General features: G+C 70.9%; 14 protein-coding genes and 1 tRNA gene. 9 read left to right on the top strand and 6 right to left on the bottom strand.

What is annotated here, in order from left to right; all coding sequences use genetic code 11:
* Positions 1–8: 8 nt before the first annotated feature.
* The 5 genes from DEJ05_RS08570 to DEJ05_RS08550 all read right to left on the bottom strand — a co-directional run bounded on the left by DEJ05_RS08570 (position 9) and on the right by DEJ05_RS08550 (position 5,502).
* Positions 9–626, bottom strand: a complete 618-nt coding sequence (locus DEJ05_RS08570; RefSeq protein WP_111046814.1) for a response regulator — start codon at positions 624–626, stop codon at positions 9–11.
* Complete coding sequence (locus DEJ05_RS08565) at positions 623–1,657, bottom strand: sensor histidine kinase (RefSeq protein ID WP_111110235.1); 1,035 nt, start codon at positions 1,655–1,657, stop codon at positions 623–625. Before DEJ05_RS08565 ends, DEJ05_RS08570 begins: the two co-directional genes overlap by 4 nt.
* A 157-nt stretch (positions 1,658–1,814) precedes the next feature.
* Positions 1,815–1,888, bottom strand: a tRNA-Pro gene (locus DEJ05_RS08560).
* 93 nt (positions 1,889–1,981) lie between these two features.
* Positions 1,982–2,938 carry a metallophosphoesterase gene (locus DEJ05_RS08555; RefSeq protein WP_111110234.1) on the bottom strand — a complete coding sequence of 319 codons (957 nt, stop codon included), beginning with the start codon at positions 2,936–2,938 and terminating at the stop codon, positions 1,982–1,984.
* On the bottom strand, positions 2,935–5,502 hold the full coding sequence (locus tag DEJ05_RS08550) for a transglycosylase domain-containing protein (RefSeq protein WP_111110233.1): 2,568 nt from the start codon (positions 5,500–5,502) through the stop codon (positions 2,935–2,937). The genes DEJ05_RS08555 and DEJ05_RS08550 overlap by 4 nt, the downstream gene beginning before the upstream one ends.
* Positions 5,503–5,552: 50 nt before the next feature.
* Here DEJ05_RS08550 and DEJ05_RS08545 point away from each other — a divergent pair, with 50 nt between their 5' ends.
* Positions 5,553–5,711 carry a DUF4177 domain-containing protein gene (locus tag DEJ05_RS08545; protein WP_017888699.1) on the top strand — a complete coding sequence of 53 codons (159 nt, stop codon included), beginning with the start codon at positions 5,553–5,555 and terminating at the stop codon, positions 5,709–5,711.
* A complete protein-coding gene (locus tag DEJ05_RS08540; RefSeq protein WP_071405006.1) occupies positions 5,708–6,169 on the top strand; it encodes a RidA family protein in 462 nt (153 codons plus the stop codon). The genes DEJ05_RS08545 and DEJ05_RS08540 overlap by 4 nt, the downstream gene beginning before the upstream one ends.
* 139 nt (positions 6,170–6,308) lie before the next feature.
* Here DEJ05_RS08540 and acs read toward each other — a convergent pair whose 3' ends face one another.
* Positions 6,309–8,261, bottom strand: a complete 1,953-nt coding sequence (acs, locus tag DEJ05_RS08535; RefSeq protein ID WP_111029419.1) for an acetate--CoA ligase — start codon at positions 8,259–8,261, stop codon at positions 6,309–6,311.
* A 646-nt stretch (positions 8,262–8,907) separates the two neighbouring features.
* Here acs and DEJ05_RS08530 point away from each other — a divergent pair.
* The 7 genes from DEJ05_RS08530 to tmk all read left to right on the top strand — a co-directional run bounded on the left by DEJ05_RS08530 (position 8,908) and on the right by tmk (position 15,377).
* Entirely contained in the window at positions 8,908–9,990 is a 1,083-nt protein-coding gene (locus DEJ05_RS08530) for a CpaF family protein (protein ID WP_375334576.1), read from the top strand.
* Positions 9,987–10,820 carry a type II secretion system F family protein gene (locus DEJ05_RS08525; RefSeq protein WP_181433025.1) on the top strand — a complete coding sequence of 278 codons (834 nt, stop codon included), beginning with the start codon at positions 9,987–9,989 and terminating at the stop codon, positions 10,818–10,820. The genes DEJ05_RS08530 and DEJ05_RS08525 overlap by 4 nt, the downstream gene beginning before the upstream one ends.
* An 84-nt stretch (positions 10,821–10,904) precedes the next feature.
* Positions 10,905–11,147: a DUF4244 domain-containing protein gene (locus DEJ05_RS08520; RefSeq protein ID WP_175330804.1), complete on the top strand. Its 243-nt coding sequence runs from the start codon at positions 10,905–10,907 to the stop codon at positions 11,145–11,147.
* A 10-nt stretch (positions 11,148–11,157) separates the two neighbouring features.
* On the top strand, positions 11,158–11,463 hold the full coding sequence (locus tag DEJ05_RS08515) for a TadE family type IV pilus minor pilin (RefSeq protein ID WP_181431568.1): 306 nt from the start codon (positions 11,158–11,160) through the stop codon (positions 11,461–11,463).
* 1 nt (position 11,464) lies between these two features.
* Complete coding sequence (locus DEJ05_RS08510) at positions 11,465–11,944, top strand: hypothetical protein (RefSeq protein WP_110863361.1); 480 nt, start codon at positions 11,465–11,467, stop codon at positions 11,942–11,944.
* Positions 11,920–14,745, top strand: a complete 2,826-nt coding sequence (gene topA, locus DEJ05_RS08505) for a type I DNA topoisomerase (protein WP_111029423.1) — start codon at positions 11,920–11,922, stop codon at positions 14,743–14,745. Before DEJ05_RS08510 ends, topA begins: the two co-directional genes overlap by 25 nt.
* The gene (tmk, locus tag DEJ05_RS08500) at positions 14,742–15,377 is read left to right on the top strand and encodes a dTMP kinase (RefSeq protein ID WP_111029424.1); all 636 of its coding nucleotides are present in this window, start codon (positions 14,742–14,744) and stop codon (positions 15,375–15,377) included. The genes topA and tmk overlap by 4 nt, the downstream gene beginning before the upstream one ends.
* Positions 15,378–15,389 lie beyond the last annotated feature (12 nt).

Raw genomic sequence — 15,389 nt, 5'->3', positions numbered from 1 at the left:
GTGGCGCTTCAGCTGAGCAGGCCCAGGCGCGTGGCTGCGGCGACCGCCCCGACGCGGGAACCGACGTCCAGCTTGCGGAAGACGTTGTAGACGTGCCGCTTGACGGTGCCGATCGCGAGCTGCAGGTCGGCGGCGATCTCGGCGTTGGTGCGCGCGGCGGCGAGGAGTCGCAGGACCTCGAGCTCGCGGTCGCTCAACGGTGAGCCGGCTCGGGCCTCGGTCACCAGGTCGACGGGGAACGTGACGGGTGCCGCGTCGGCATGTGCGGCCCGCGCGATCCGGTCGACGAGTTCGCGGCTCGGGGTGTCCTTCGTGACGAAGTCGACCGCGCCGGCATCGAGCAGGGTCCGGCGGAGGACGGCGTCCCGGTGCATCGTGAGCACCACCACCCGGATGTCCGGGCGAGTCCGGCGGACCGTGGCGATCGTCGTCCGTGCCGGCGGGCCGTCCAGTTCGACGTCGAGCAGCAGGACGTCGATCGCGGCGGCCTCGGGGGAGTCGAGCACCTCTGACGGTCGTTCGCCGTGCGCCACGACTCGGATCGTGGGGACTGCGGCCAGGATCGTGGCGAGTCCTTCGCGGAAGAGCCGGTGGTCGTCGACGATGGCGACGTGGGTGACGGTCACAGGGTCCCCCTCGGGATGGTCAGGCGGACGGTGGTGCCGTGGTCTCGGCTGCCGCGGACGCTGTCGACGTCGAGCCGGGCCCCGATCACCGCCGCACGCTCGCGCATGGTCTGCTGGCCGAGGCGGCCGTCGGCGTCGCTCTCCACGTCGAACCCCGGGCCGTCATCGGCGACCGTCACCACCAGCGCTGCGGGTGACCAGAGGAAGCGCACCGAAGCCGTCGAACCGGGAGCGTGCTTGCTGCGGTTCGTGAGCGCCTCGAGCAGGATCGTCAGCGCTTCCTCGGCCTGCCAGTTCGGCAGGGGACCGGCCACACCCGTCGACTCGATGGACAGGAGGTCGTCGTCGGGGAACAGGTCGCGCACGTGCCGTCGGAGCGCGTCGTCGAGCAGGGCATCCCCGACCCGGGCGTGCAGGCTCACTGCGAGGTCCTGGACGTCGCCGAGTGCGCTCCGGAGCAACCGCGCTGCGTCGTCGAGCTGGTCGGCTCGTTCGTCCGCCGGTGGATCCGTCAGCAGGACGAGGTCGAGGCGCTGCAGCCCGGCGAGGATGCCGTGGGCGACGCGGTCGTGCAGGTCACGCGCGATCTGCGTCCGGGAGTCCAGGTGCGCCGTGGTGAGGCGTTGGCGTAGTGCCTCCGTGTACGCGACCGCCCCGGCCGGGAACCGGCTCCAGATGCCGGCGTGCAGGGCCCTGGTGGCGCGCAGGACCTCGGCGGTGGACGCCGCGCCGACCTCGTCGACGAAGACCGGTAGGTAGGCGTCGAACAGCATCTCCGCCGCGAGCATGGCGCCGGCCGGGTGCTGGGCGTGCTCGGCGTGCAGACTGCCGGTCGCCAGGTGCTCGGGGTCGAGGAACGCGTGGCTCACGACGCTGCCGTCGGTCCCTGCGGCGTAGCGCTCGTGGGCCTCGGCGATCATCGACGAGACGTTCTCGGTCAGGCTCTGCGCCAGCGCCGGGTCGTCCGCGATGTCGGGGAACTCGGCGGCGATCGCGACGAGCACGGCGGCGAGGGGATGGTCGTTCTGCATGGCGCTTGCGAGCGTAGCGGGAGGGGCTGCTCGTGATGGGGCGGGGACCGGCTGACTGGGTCGTGCGACCCATCGGGCGGCCGAGATGCACCCGGGCAAAGCAGAAGGCCCTGGTTCCGGAGAACCAGGGCCTTCTTTGTACTGTCTCAACACAGTGTCGGGGTGACAGGATTTGAACCTGCGACCTCCTCGTCCCGAACGAGGCGCGCTACCAAGCTGCGCCACACCCCGCGGTGTGATCACTCCGTACCGGAGCAACCAGACAATACTATCCGATGATCGGGGATGCTCACGACCATCCGGTGAACTCCCGGGCGCGTCGGCTCAGGAAGCTCGTGCGGTCAGGGTGACCATGACGGCCTCGGGCCGGCAGGCGAACCGGACGGGCGCGTAGATCGAGGTGCCGAGACCGGCCGAGACCTCGAGCCACGACCAGTGGTTGCGGTGCTCCCACTTGTGCAATCCGCTCGCGTACCGGCGGGGGAGGTCGCTGTTCGTGACCAGCGCGCCGACCCCGGGGACCGCCACCTGACCGCCATGGGTGTGCCCGGCGAAGATGATGTCGGCACCCTGGGTCACGAAGGCATCGAGCACGCGACGGTACGGCGCGTGCGTGACACCGATCGCGACCGGAGCGGGGCCGTCCTCGTCCTCGGACCACGGCACGTCGCTGCGCATCTCGTCGACGTTGGTGGGGAGCAGGTCGAGGCGGTCCCAGTCGCGGTGCGCGTCCGAGGTGCCGAACAGCTCGAACCGGGAGCCGCGGAGTTCGATCGCGTGCGCCTGGTCGTTGAGGTCGAGCCAGCCGAGCGACTCGAAGAACGCCGTCTGCCGATCGATGTCGAGACCGACGGGCTCCGCAGCCTTGTGCATCCGGCTCGGCCCCGAGAAGTACTTGAGCGGGTTGCGCGGGGAGGGCCCGAAGAAGTCGTTCGACCCGTAGGCGAACACACCGGGCACCCCGCGGAACGGCTCGAGCGCGTACTCAACAGCAGCGTTCGCGGTCGCGTGGCCGAGGTTGTCCCCGGTGTTCACGATGAAGTCCGGTTCGACCAGGCTCAGGTCGCGCAGCCACTGCTGCTTGTCGGCCTGCCACGGGGCCATGTGGATGTCGGAGAGGTGCAGGACGGTGACGTCACGGGAACCCGGCGGGAGCACCGGGACGGTCTCCCACCGGATCCCGAAGCGACGGCGCTCGACGAGTGACCCCCACGCTGCCGAAGCAGCTCCGATGGCCGCGCCGGCAGCGAGGACGCCGAGTGCGGTGCGACCGCGGGTCACTTGCAGTCCTTGGGCGCCTTGCCGTTCTTGTCGCCGTAGAGCTGGATCGTCACGTTGTCGTTCTTGTTCGCCGTCGCGTTGATCGCCGGCTCGACCGCGGCGACCTTGCAGGTCTTGCCACCGCCGCCCTTGGCGTAGCTGTCGGCGAGGTTGACGTTCGTGAACCCCGCGTCGTTCAGGGCCGAGCGGGCGTCCCCGAGGGAGTCGCCGCCGATCTCAGGAACGGTCGCCTGGGTGCCGTCGGACGTGTAGACGGTGACGCTCGAACCCGAGGACAGGAGCGCACCCGCCGCCGGGGACGTCGAGGTCACGGAGCCGGGGTTCCCCGGGCCGGGGCGTGCCCCACCGTCGACGTAGGTGAACCCGGCGCCCGAGATCGCCGCGCGGGCCTCGTCCGCCGTCTTGCCCTGCAGGTTCGGCAGTGCCTTGGCGTTGCCGCGGAGCGCCGAGCTGTTCGGGTCGGTGAACGGACCGGCGGGGTAGATCGCGTTGACCGGCGTCTGCGCCTGCCGCCACACGTCCGCACGGCTGGCGGCGTACGTGCCGCTCACCCCGTTGCTGAAGTTGCGGAGGTTGGTGAGCTTGCCGTCGGTGTTGCCCTGCCAGTAGGCGGTGGCGACACGCGAGCTCGAGCCGACCAGCCAGATCTGGTTGCCGTCGTCGGTCGTACCCGTCTTGCCGAACAGCTGCATGCCGTCCGGGGTCTGTGCGCCGCGAGCGGTGCCGTTGGCGATCGTGCCCTTCATGGCGTAGATGGCGGCGTGAGCGACCTCGGGGTCGATCGCCTGCTTGCAGTCCTTGGTCTGTCCGCCGAGCTTCTTGCCGGACGGCGAGGTGATCTGGTCGATGGCGATCGGCTTGCAGTAGATGCCGTTGTTCGCAACGGCGGCGTACGCGGCGGCCATCGTCATGGGCGCGATCTCGTTGATGCCGAGGACCGACGACGGGTTGGAGAGGAGCTCTCCGCCGTCCGCACGGTGGACGCCGAGGGATTCGGCGACCTTCTTGATGTCGCAGAGGTCGAGCTTCTGCGCCATGTTGAGGAACGCCAGGTTGATGGACTGCGCCGTCGCCGCGGCGACGGTGTAGTTGCCGCTCTCGCCGGGACTGTCGTTCTTCGGCCGGTATCCGCCTCCGACGTAGTACGGCTGGCCGCACTGGGTCCACCCCGTTGACATGTCACGCGGCGCGCCACTGACGACCTCGTTCAGCCCGTGCCCGGCCTGCAGCCACGCGAGCAGGGTGAAGAGCTTGTAGGTCGAGCCCGTCTGGAAGCCCTTGGCGCTGCCGTACTTCTCGTCGACGCTGTAGTTCAGGGACGTCGATGTCGGCGCGGACTTCAACGACTCGTCGAAGTCCTTGTTCTGTGCCATCGTGACGATGCGGCCGGAGCCTGCCTCGATCGAGTTCAGCGTGGCGCCCAGGGCCAGGTTCGTCTCGGCCTTGTTGTCGTACGTGTTGACGAGACGCTTCTGCTCGGCGTTCAGGTCGATGTTCAGCGTCGTCTGGATCTTGTACCCACCGTTGCGCCACGCGGTGTCACGAGCCTTCTGCGACGAGCCGAGCTGCGACATCTCGAGTACGACCTTTTTGGCGTAGTCGCAGAAGAACTGCGAGCCGTCGCCGACCGAGGCGCGGCAGCCCTGCGAGGGCTGCGTCAGGTGCACGTAGTCCGCCGGCTTCGACTGGCGAGCCGTTCGGTACTCGGCCTCGGTGAGGTTCTTCTGGTCGTACATCGAACGGAGCACGACGTTGCGTCGGGCGACGTTGGCGTCGTACTTCTTCGGGCTCGACAGGTTGCGCGCCTCGGGGTACTGCACGATCGCGATGAGCGACGCGGCCTCGGCCGGGGTCAGGTCGGTCGCGCTCTTGTTGTAGTAGTGCTGCGCCGCGGCCTGCACGCCGTAGGTCTGGTCGCCGAAGTAGGCGATGTTCAGGTAGGCGGTGAGGATCTCCTTCTTGGAGTACTTCTTCGCCAGCCCGATCGCGAGCTTCATCTCCTCCAGCTTGCGGGGGATGGTCTGCTCGACGGCCTCGTTGTAGGCCTTCTCCTGCTCCTTCTTGGTGGGGAGGTTCAGGGCTTCGTTCATCTTGATGTTGCGGACGAGCTGCATGGTCAGCGTCGACCCACCGCCCGAGTCGCCGAGGCCGCCCGCGATGCTGCCCACACCGGCGCGGATGAGCGACGTCATGTCCACGCCGCCGTGGTCGTAGAATCGCTTGTCCTCGCCGTCGATCGCAGCGTTCTTCAGCTGGTCGCTGATCTGGTCGAACTTCAGCTCTTGGCGGTTCTGGTCGTACAGGGTGGCGAAGTGCACGGACTTGCCGCCCGAGTACGCGTACAGCTCGTTGCGCTGCGGCAGGTCACCGATCTCGATGTACTCCGGCAGGGACTCGAACACACCGATCGTGGACGTCGTCGTGACACCGGCGACGGCGATGGCCGGGGTGACCCCGATCGTGACGAGCAGGCCGGCGAGGGCACTGAACCCGACGAATCCGATGAAGGCGCCGACTGCTGAGACGGGCTTGGTCCGCGATGCAGACGTCTTCTGGGCAGACATAGGATGCAGCCTAAACGACACCCCCGACTGAAAGGCTGGCAAGGAACCGCATGACTCGCTGGGAGTACTTCACCACGCCGCTGATGATCCACAACACCACCGCGATCCTCAACAACTACGGGGACGAGGGCTGGGAGCTGGTCCAGATCGTCACCGGGCCCGAGGGCGGTCTCGTCGCCTACCTGAAGCGCCCCAAGGCCGACGCATGAGCGTCTCCGACCGGCTCGCCGAACTCGGCCTGACGATCCCCGCGGTCGCCGCGCCCGTCGCCGCCTACGTGCCCGCCGTCGTGACGGGCCAGTACGTCTACACGGCGGGCCAGCTGCCCTTCGTCGACGGCGCCCTGCCCGTGACCGGCAAGGTCGGTACCGACGTCGACGCGGAGACCGCTGCCGCGCAGGCTCGCGTGGCCGCGCTGAACGCCCTGGCCGCCGTGCAGTCGGTCGCCGGTTCGCTCGACCGCGTGGCCCGAGTCGTCAAGGTCACGGTCTTCGTCGCGTCGGACCCGTCGTTCACCGGCCAGCCCGGTGTGGCGAACGGCGCGTCGACCCTGGTCGGCGAGGTCTTCGGCGACGCCGGCGTCCACGCGCGGAGCGCGGTGGGCGTCGCCGTGCTCCCGCTGGACGCGCCGGTCGAGGTCGAGCTGGTGGTGGAGCTCACCGCCTGACGGCAGCGACCGAAGGAACGAACGTGAGCAGGGCCTCTCCCCACCGGCACGGCCGGCCTGCCGCTGGCGCGTCACTCCGGAACCGGCGGCGTGGGCCCAGTCTGTATCTGACTGGAGGCCCTGCTTCCGTCTGGCGGGACTACATGAGTTCCGCGATGGTCGCCATGATCGTCGGGTCGGCGAGGGTCGTCGTGTCGCCGATGCGGCGGCCCTCGGCCGCGTCGCGGAGGAGTCGCCGCATGATCTTGCCGGAGCGTGTCTTCGGCAGCTCCGGCACGATGACGACCTGGCGCGGCTTCGCGATCGCGCCGATCCGCTTGCCGACCCAGTTGCGGAGCTCCGCAGAGGCGGTCTCGCGGTCGACGTCTGCGGCGGCCTCGGCCGTCAGGATGACGAAGGCGACGACGGCCTGCCCGGTGGTCTCGTCGGCGGCGCCGACCACGGCTGCCTCGGCGACGCCCTCGTGGCCGACCAGGGCGGACTCGATCTCAGCCGTCGACAGGCGGTGTCCCGAGACGTTCATGACGTCGTCGACGCGCCCCTGCACCCAGATGTCGCCCTGCCCGTCGAGCCGCGCACCGTCGCCGGCGAAGTAGCGGCCGGGGAACCGCGACCAGTACGTCTCGACGAACCGGTCCGGGTCGTTCCAGATCCCGCGGGCCATCGACGGCCACGGCTCGGTGATCGTGAGGTAGCCGCTCTCGCCGGGATCGGCACGGTTGCCGTCGTCGTCGACGATCTCGGCGACGATGCCCGGCAGGGGCGTCTGCGCGGCGCCGGGCTTGAGCTTCGTGACGCCGGGCAGCGCGGAGATCATGATGGCGCCGGTCTCGGTCTGCCACCACGTGTCGACGATCGGCGTGCGGTCGTGGCCGATGACCTGGCGGTACCACTGCCACGCCTCGGGGTTGATCGGTTCGCCGACGCTGCCGAGCAAGCGGAGGGTCTCGAGGCTGCGCGCCTCCGGGATCTCGCGGCCGGCCTTCATCGCCGCACGGACCGCCGTGGGTGCGGTGTAGAGGACGGTGACGCCGTACGCGTCGACGAGGTCCCACCAGCGGCCGGGCTTCGGCTCGTCGGGGGTGCCCTCGTAGAGCACCTGCGTGACGCCGTTGGCGAGCGGGCCGTAGACGACGTAGGAGTGGCCGGTGATCCAGCCGATGTCGGCGGTGCACCAGTAGACGTCCTTCTCCGGGTGCATGTCGAAGACGTTCTTGTGCGTATACGCCGCCTGGGTCAGGTAGCCGCCGGAGGTGTGCACGATGCCCTTCGGCTTCCCGGTCGTGCCCGAGGTGTACAGGATGAACAGCGGGGTCTCGGCGGGGAACGCCTGGGCCTCGTGGGTCGGTGCCGCCTTCGCCAGCTCGTCGTGCCACCAGACGTCGCGGTCGTTCCACGCGATGTCGTTGCCGCCGCGCTTGACGACCAGGACGTGCTCGACCGTGTCCGTGCCCTCGCCGGTCAGTGCCTCGTCGACGGCGGGCTTGAGCGGTGAGACGGCACCCCGCCGCCACCCGCCGTCCGCGGTGACGACGAGCTTCGCGCCGGCGTCCTCGATGCGGGCACGGAGGCTCTCCGCGCTGAACCCGCCGAAGACGACCGAGTGCACGGCACCGATGCGGGCGACGGCGAGCATCGTCACGACGGCCTCGGGGATGAGCGGCAGGTACACGACCACCCGGTCGCCCTGGCCCACGCCGAGGTCGGTGAGCATGTTCGCGGCGCGCTGTACCTCGGCGGTCAGCTCGGCGTAGGTGATCCGGCGCGTGTCGCCGGGAGCGCCCTCGAAGTGGATCGCGACCCGGTCGCCGTTGCCGGCGCGGACGTGTCGGTCGAGGCAGTTCTCGGCGACGTTGAGCGTGCCGTCGGCGAACCACTTCGCGAACGGGGCGCCTGACCAGTCCAGGGTCTGCGTGAACGGGGTGCGCCAGTCGAGCAGGGAGCGGGACTGCTCGGCCCAGAACGCCTCGCGGTCGGCCGCTGCCGCGTGGTGGAGGTCCTCGCCGGCGACCGCGTCGGCCACGAACTCGGGCGGCGGTGCGAAGGTCGCTCCGTCGTCGCCTCGGGGGTCGGTCTGGGTCGGAGTGGACATCGATGTCCTTTCGCGTCGTTGCGGCCTCTGGTGGCATCCGTCGTGTATGCGTGCGTGCGTCCGCCGTGGATGCGTGCGTGCATCCGCGGCGGGTGCGTGCGAGCATCCGTCGCCGGTGCCTGCGTGCATCCGGAGACTACCCCTCGGCCGGGTCGGGGCGCGGCACGCCCGGAGGTCGTGTCCGGGGTTGCCCTGGAGGGCCGATCGTGGGGTACAGTAGATCCCGCTGGACTCGTTTCCGGCGGCATCGAATCGGATTCCCCCCAATCCCTCGATGTCAAGGCGGCACCTGTTCCCCCCAACCGGTGCCGCCTCTTCTGTTTCCCGGGGTCCGACTCGAGCGATGGTGGCTCGTCGGGCTCCGTCGTGTGCCCCGATCCGCGCAGGGACGCCGGTCGCGTGGACAGACCGGTCCATGCTCGTGCATGCATTCTGCATGTTCTTGCGTAGCAGGTGCTACGCACAGGCCGGCCGGGGGAAGCGGGGGTGGTGGGCGACCCCGAGCACGTCGGTGTCGCATCATCGACCGGGGTACGGCTTTCCGTTTCGGGGGACAAACCGGTCCGTTGGTGGGGCACTCCGACGTTGTCCACAGAAGTGGGGACCCTCCCCGCTGAGGGCTGACGTGCTCCCTACCGTCGGCGGCATGCCCCTGCACCGTGCTCCACTGCTTCCCCGCGCGTCGGCGCCTTCCGCGTCGACATCGCCTGCGTTCTCGGTGCCGGCACCGGCGCGGGCGCATGTTCCGTCGGCGCCGTTCCTGCCCGGAGCAGCGCCGCCGGCTCGTCGCCGGGCGTCCGTGGTCGTCGAGTTCGAGGAACTCGCCGCCCTGGTGGCCGATGCCACCGTGACGGACGTCCTGGTGGTCGGTGGCGTGGGCACGTGGGTCGACCGCGGCACCGGCCTCGAAGCCGTCCAGCCGCGACTGACCGAGGCGCGTGCCCGCGAACTCGCGACCCGACTCGTCGCGCTCGGCGGGCGCCACGTCGACGAGACCACCCCGTGCGCGGACGTCCGGCACGGGGACGGCGTCCGGGTCCACGTCGTCCTCGCCCCGGTGTCCGTCGGGGGCACCGCCGTGTCGATCCGACTGCCACAGGTCCATCGACCCTCCCTCGCCACCCTCGAACGCGGCGGGACCTTCGCGTTCGTCCCGCGGTCGGTCGTCGAGGACGCCGTCGCTGCGCGCCGGAACGTCCTGGTCACCGGCGCGACCGGCAGCGGCAAGACCACCCTGGTCGCGGCGATGCTCGGGAACGTCCCCGTCGACGAGCGGATCGTGACGGTGGAGGACGTCGCGGAGCTCCGGATCGCCCATCCGCACGTCGTCGCGCTCGAGGCGCGGCAGGCGAACGCCGAGGGGGTCGGCGCACTCGGCCTCGACCGACTCGTGCGCGAGGCGCTGCGGATGCGCCCCGACCGGATCGTCGTGGGGGAGTGCCGCGGCGCCGAGGTCCGTGAACTCCTCTCCGCCCTGAACACCGGGCACGACGGGGGAGCCGGCACCGTGCACGCCAACGGCATCGCCGACGTGGCCGCGCGCCTCGAAGCACTCGGTGCGCTCGCCGGCCTCGGTGCCGAGGCGCTCGCCCGGCAGGCCGTCAGCGCGTTCGACCTGGTCCTGCACGTGGAGCGACGCGCAGGCCAGCGGCGGCTCGGTGGCGTGGGCACGTTGTGCGTCGGCCCGGACGGGAGGCTCGAGGTGCGCCCGGTGGACGGGCTGCGGTGAGACGACCCACACCCGACGGCCCGGCGCGGGTGGCCGGGGTGCTCGACCGGGTGGCGACGCTGGTCGCGGCAGGCGTCCCGCCGCCGCGGGCCTGGCGGCTCGTCGGCGGGCTGCCCGGGGGCGGAGGACCCGCCCAGCAGGACATCCTCGTCGTCCTCCGCGTGGCGGACCGGACGGGAGCTCCCGTCGCGGAGACCCTCCGCGGCCTCGCCGGCGCGCTCCGACGAGCCGCGGCATCGGACCGGGCGATCCGGGTCGCCCTGGCGGGCCCGCGGACGAGCGCCCGGGTCGTGCTCGCGCTGCCGCTCTTCGGGTTGGGGCTCGGTGCGGCCTGGGGTGCCGGTGCCGTCGAGGTCCTGGTCGGTTCACCGGCCGGTTGGGCGTGCTCGTGCACCGCGGCCGCCCTCGTCCTGGCAGGGCGACGGTGGACCGCCCGGCTGGTCCGTTCCGCGACCCCCGACGGCCGAGTCCCCGGGGTGCTCCTCGACGCCTGGGCCGTGGCGGTCGCCGGAGGCGGGTCGTGGACCACCGCCGGGCAGGCAGTCGCCGAGGCGTGCGCGGGAGCCACCCCGCCCGCCGGGGACGTGCACCGGCTGCAGGAGGTCCTCGACCTCGCCCGGCGTGCGGGGGTGCCCGCCGCGGGGTTGCTCCGCCGCGCCGCCGAGGACGTGCGTGACGAGGCCGCTGCCGACGGGCTCGTGGCGGCGGAACGACTGGCCGTCCGACTGGTGCTGCCACTCGGGGTCTGCATCCTGCCGGCGTTCGTGCTCGTGGGGGTGGTGCCCGTCGTGGTCGGGGTCCTCTCCTCCACGGTGGGCGGGGCCGCGTGACCTGTCCACAGATGGCGCCGAGGCCGCTTCGTCGACACCCCAGCCAGGACACGCTGGTTCCACCGAACAGAAAGGACGGACTCCATGAGCACCACGTCATCCCCCGACCGCCGCACCCGTCGGGCCATCCGCCACCACCGTCGCCCGCGTCGCCTCGTCGCCCGGTGGTCGTCCCGGCTGCGGGACGACCGGGGATCAGCCACCGCCGAGTACGCGGTCGTCATCCTCGCCGCCGTGGCCTTCGCGGGTGTGCTCGTCGCGGTCATGCGCTCTGGCGAGGTCCAGACCATCCTCACCGACCTCGTCCGTGGCGCGCTCTCGCTGTGAGCGCGGCTCCGTGACCGTCGAGTTCGCGGTGGCGCTCCCCGTGGTGGCGATCGTGTTGACCGCCCTCGTCGCGGCCGTCCTCGTCGTCGACGCGCAGGGCCGTCTGCAACTCGCCGCAGCCACCGCCGCCCGGGCGATCGGGCGTGACGACGAGCACCAGGGCCGGTCCGCGGCCGACCGGATCGCTCCGGGGGTCTCGGTCGTCGTCCGGTCGGACGGTGACCTGGTCTGCGTCGACGCCACGCGCGGAGGGACCGGCCCCTTCGCGGCGCTCCCGCTGACCGCGACGGGGTGTGCCGCGGCCCGAGGGGGCTGACGTGACGATCCCCGACGGCCAACGCGGCTCGGCGACCGTGCTGCTCGTGGCGGTCCTCGGCGTGGGGGTCCTCGTCGGGTCGACGGCGCTCGCCGCCGCCGGCCACCGCACGCAGGCCCTCCGCGCCCAGGGCGCCGCCGACGCCGCCGCCGTGGGCACCGCGGCGGCCGCCACCGGGCTGGTACCGGGGGAGCCGTGTGCGGTCGCGACCCGGATCGCCACGGCGAACGGGGCCGCCCTCGACGCCTGCGAACTCGTCGCCACCACGGCCCGCGTCCGCGTGGTCGTGGGCACCGGACCGTTCGTCGTCGGCGCACTCGCGGTGGCCGGTCCGGCAGGCGACCCGCCCGAACACTATGTGTATGGTGTGCCTGTCGGCCCGCGGTCACCGATGTCCCGGTCGACCCGGACACGCTCGTGGCCAGGGCCGATCAGCACCATCGATCAAGGAGACACGTGCCAGGCACGAAGAAGCTCGTGATCGTCGAGAGCCCTGCGAAGGCGAAGACGATCGCGCAATACCTCGGTGACGGATACGAAGTCCAGGCCTCGGTCGGACACATCCGCGACCTCGTCGAGCCGAAGAACCTGCCGCCCGAGCTCAAGAAGGGCTCCCTCGGCAAGTTCTCGGTGGACGTCGACAACGGCTTCGAGCCGTACTACGTCGTGTCCGACGCCAAGAAGAAGACCGTCTCCGAGCTGAAACGCGCCCTCAAGGACGCCGACGAGCTCTACCTCGCAACAGATGAAGACCGCGAGGGTGAAGCGATCGCGTGGCACCTGCTGCAGGTCCTGAAGCCGAAGGTCCCCGTCAAGCGGATGGTCTTCCACGAGATCACAAAGGAGGCGATCCAGCGCGCGCAGGAAGCCACCCGTGAGCTCGACACCGCCCTCGTCGACGCGCAGGAGACCCGCCGCATCCTCGACCGGCTGTACGGGTACGAGGTCTCCCCGGTCCTGTGGCGCAAGGTCGCCCCCGGTCTGTCCGCCGGCCGTGTGCAGTCCGCCGCCACCCGTCTCGTCGTCGACCGCGAGCGCGAGCGCCTGGCCTTCGTGTCCGCCAACTACTGGGACCTCTCCGCCCGGTTCGAGAAGGCCGGCGAGTCCTCCTTCTCGGCGAGACTCGCCCGGATCCACGGCACCCGCGTCGCCTCCGGCCGTGACTTCGACGACCGCGGCACGCTCAGCGGTGACGTCGTCCGGCTCGACGAGGCCGCTGCCGCGTCGCTGACGACGGTCCTCGAGCGCGCCGGTGACGCCACCGTCCGCAGCGTCGACTCGAAGCCGTACACGCGACGCCCGGCCGCGCCGTTCACCACGTCGACGCTCCAGCAGGAAGCCGCGCGCAAGCTCCGTCTGTCCCCGCGACAGACGGCTCGCGCTGCGCAGACCCTGTACGAGAACGGCTACATCACCTACATCCGTACCGACTCGGTCTCGCTCTCGAAGCAGGCCGTCGACGCGGCCCGCAAGCAGGCAGCGGACCTGTACGGCTCGGCCACCGTGCCCGACAAGCCCCGCCTGTACGCGAGCAAGAGCAAGAACGCGCAAGAGGCGCACGAGGCGATCCGTCCCGCCGGTGACTCCTTCCGCACCCCGCAGGACCTGCAGGGCACCCTGACCGGTGTCGAGTGGCGCCTCTACGACCTCATCTGGAAGCGCACCATCGCGTCACAGATGGCGGACGCCAAGGGTTCGACTGCGTCGATCGTGCTCGGCATCTCCTCCACCGAGTCGGTCGAGGGCATCGCCTCGACCGCGAACGGCACGGACGCCGAGTTCACCGCATCCGGCACCGTCATCACGTTCCGCGGCTTCCTCAGCGCCTACGAAGAAGGCCGTGACGAGGACCGCCACGAGTCGTCCGAGCGTGCGGGCCAGGACGTCGCCCTGCCGAACGTGGCCCAGGGCGAACACCTCGCGGTCACCGACGTCGAGGCGAAGGGGCACGACACCACCCCGCCGCCGCGCTTCACCGAGGCGAGCCTCATCAAGACGCTGGAAGAGCTGGGGATCGGGCGTCCGTCGACCTACCCCACGATCAGCCCGACGATCATCGACCGCGGCTACGTCTCGCTCCGCGGCACGCAGCTGGTGCCGAACTGGATCGCGTTCAGCGTCGTGCGCCTGCTCGAGGAGTACTTCGGCGAGCTCGTGGAGTACGACTTCACCGCCGAGATGGAAGAAGACCTCGACCGCATCGCCCGCGGCGACGCCGACCGGGTGGACTGGCTCAAGGGCTTCTACTTCGGTGGCGGCGAGGACGACCAGCGGGGCCTCCGGACGGTCATCGACAACCTCGGTGAGATCGACGCCCGCGAGATCAACTCGGTCGAGCTCGCTCCGGGCCTCACACTCCGGATCGGTCGGTACGGCCCCTACATCGAGGTGCCGAGCGACGACCCCGAGAAGCCGCGGCGCGTGAACGTGCCCGAGGACCTCGCTCCCGACGAACTGACCGTCGAGAAGGCGAAGGAACTCGTCGACGCCCCGGTGATCGGCGACCGCGTCGTCGGGATCAACCCGAAGACCGGCAAGGAGGTCCTGGCGAAGGACGGCCGCTTCGGCCCCTACGTCACGGAGCGCACCCCGGAGCCCGAACCCACCGTGGACCCGAAGACCGGCGAGGTCGTCGAAGCGCCCGCAGCGGCAGAGGCCCCCGTGGCCGACGCGGCTGCTGCGACCGCGACGAGCGAGACGGCGTCGGCGACCGCGAAGAAGGCCCCCGCCAAGAAGGCGCCTGCGAAGAAGACGACGAAGAAGGCCGCGGCGCCGAAGGAACGCACCGCTTCGCTCTTCAAGTCGATGGACCCGCAGACCGTCGACCTCGAGACCGCGCTGAAGCTCCTCGACCTTCCCCGCGTCGTCGGCCAGGACCCGGAGACGGGCAACGACATCACGGCGCAGAACGGCCGGTACGGGCCGTACCTGAAGAAGGGGACCGACACCCGGACCCTGCCCGGCGAGGACGCGATCTTCGACATCGACCTGCCCGGCGCACTCGAGCTGTTCGCGCAGCCGAAGTACGGCGGCAACCGCACCGCGAGCGCCGCGCTCAAGGAGTTCGACGCCGACCCGGTGTCCGGCAAGCCGATCAAGATGAAGGACGGCCGGTTCGGCCCGTACGTCACCGACGGCGAGACGAACGCGACCATCCCGAAGGGCGAGGACGTCGAGGCCGTCGACCACGCCCGCGCGGTCCAGCTCATCGCCGACAAGCGTGCCAAGGGGCCGGTCAAGAAGAAGACCCCGGCTCGTCGGACGGCGGCCAAGAAGAAGTGACCGGTCGCTTCATCACGCTCGAGGGCGGCGACGGCGCGGGTAAGACGACCCAGGCGGAGCTGCTCTCGGCGTGGCTCGGTGCGCACGGTCGGACCGTGGTCCGCACCCGCGAGCCCGGCGGCACCGACCTCGGCGTCCAGATCCGGCAGATGGTCCTGCACGAGCGGGGCCACGTCGCGCCCCGGGCCGAGGCGCTGCTGTACGCGGCCGACCGAGCCCAGCACGTCGAGACGGTCGTCCGTCCGGCGATCGCACGCGGCGAGGTCGTCCTGCAGGACCGCTACATCGACTCGTCCGTCGCCTACCAGGGCGTCGCGCGCGGCCTCGGTGCCGAGCAGGTCCGGTCCGTCTCGGAGTGGGCAGCGGACGGTCTGGCACCGGACCTCACGATCCTGCTCGACCTCGACGTCACCGTCGGACGCGCCCGGGTGGCCGCGGCGCGGGGCGACACCTTCGACCGTCTCGAGTCCGAGGCTGCGGCGTTCCACAAGTCCGTCCGTCAGGCCTTCCTCGCGATGGCCGAGGCCGAGCCGGCGCGCTTCCTGGTGGTCGACGCCTCAGCCCCGACCGACACCGTGCAGGACGCGGTCCGTCGAGCGGTCGCCCCGCTCGTCGGGATCGACCCGGCATGACGGCGGTCACTG

It is taken from the genome of Curtobacterium sp. MCLR17_045 (genome assembly GCF_003234405.1).
In the GTDB taxonomy this organism is placed as follows: Bacteria; Actinomycetota; Actinomycetes; order Actinomycetales; family Microbacteriaceae; genus Curtobacterium; species Curtobacterium flaccumfaciens.
Note: the sequence above shows the minus strand (reverse complement) of the source record. Positions and strands in the feature narration are given on the sequence as shown.

What these genes read in the sequence shown, in the direction of transcription:
- DEJ05_RS08565 (WP_111110235.1), bottom strand. Translation starts at nt 1,657, where the DNA reads ATGCAGAACGACCATCCCCTCGCCGCCGTGCTCGTCGCGATCGCCGCC.
- DEJ05_RS08550 (WP_111110233.1), bottom strand. Translation starts at nt 5,502, where the DNA reads ATGTCTGCCCAGAAGACGTCTGCATCGCGGACCAAGCCCGTCTCAGCA.
- DEJ05_RS08545 (WP_017888699.1), top strand. Translation starts at nt 5,553, where the DNA reads ATGACTCGCTGGGAGTACTTCACCACGCCGCTGATGATCCACAACACC.
- DEJ05_RS08540 (WP_071405006.1), top strand. Translation starts at nt 5,708, where the DNA reads ATGAGCGTCTCCGACCGGCTCGCCGAACTCGGCCTGACGATCCCCGCG.
- acs (WP_111029419.1), bottom strand. Translation starts at nt 8,261, where the DNA reads ATGTCCACTCCGACCCAGACCGACCCCCGAGGCGACGACGGAGCGACC.
- DEJ05_RS08530 (WP_375334576.1), top strand. Translation starts at nt 8,908, where the DNA reads ATGCCCCTGCACCGTGCTCCACTGCTTCCCCGCGCGTCGGCGCCTTCC.
- DEJ05_RS08520 (WP_175330804.1), top strand. Translation starts at nt 10,905, where the DNA reads ATGAGCACCACGTCATCCCCCGACCGCCGCACCCGTCGGGCCATCCGC.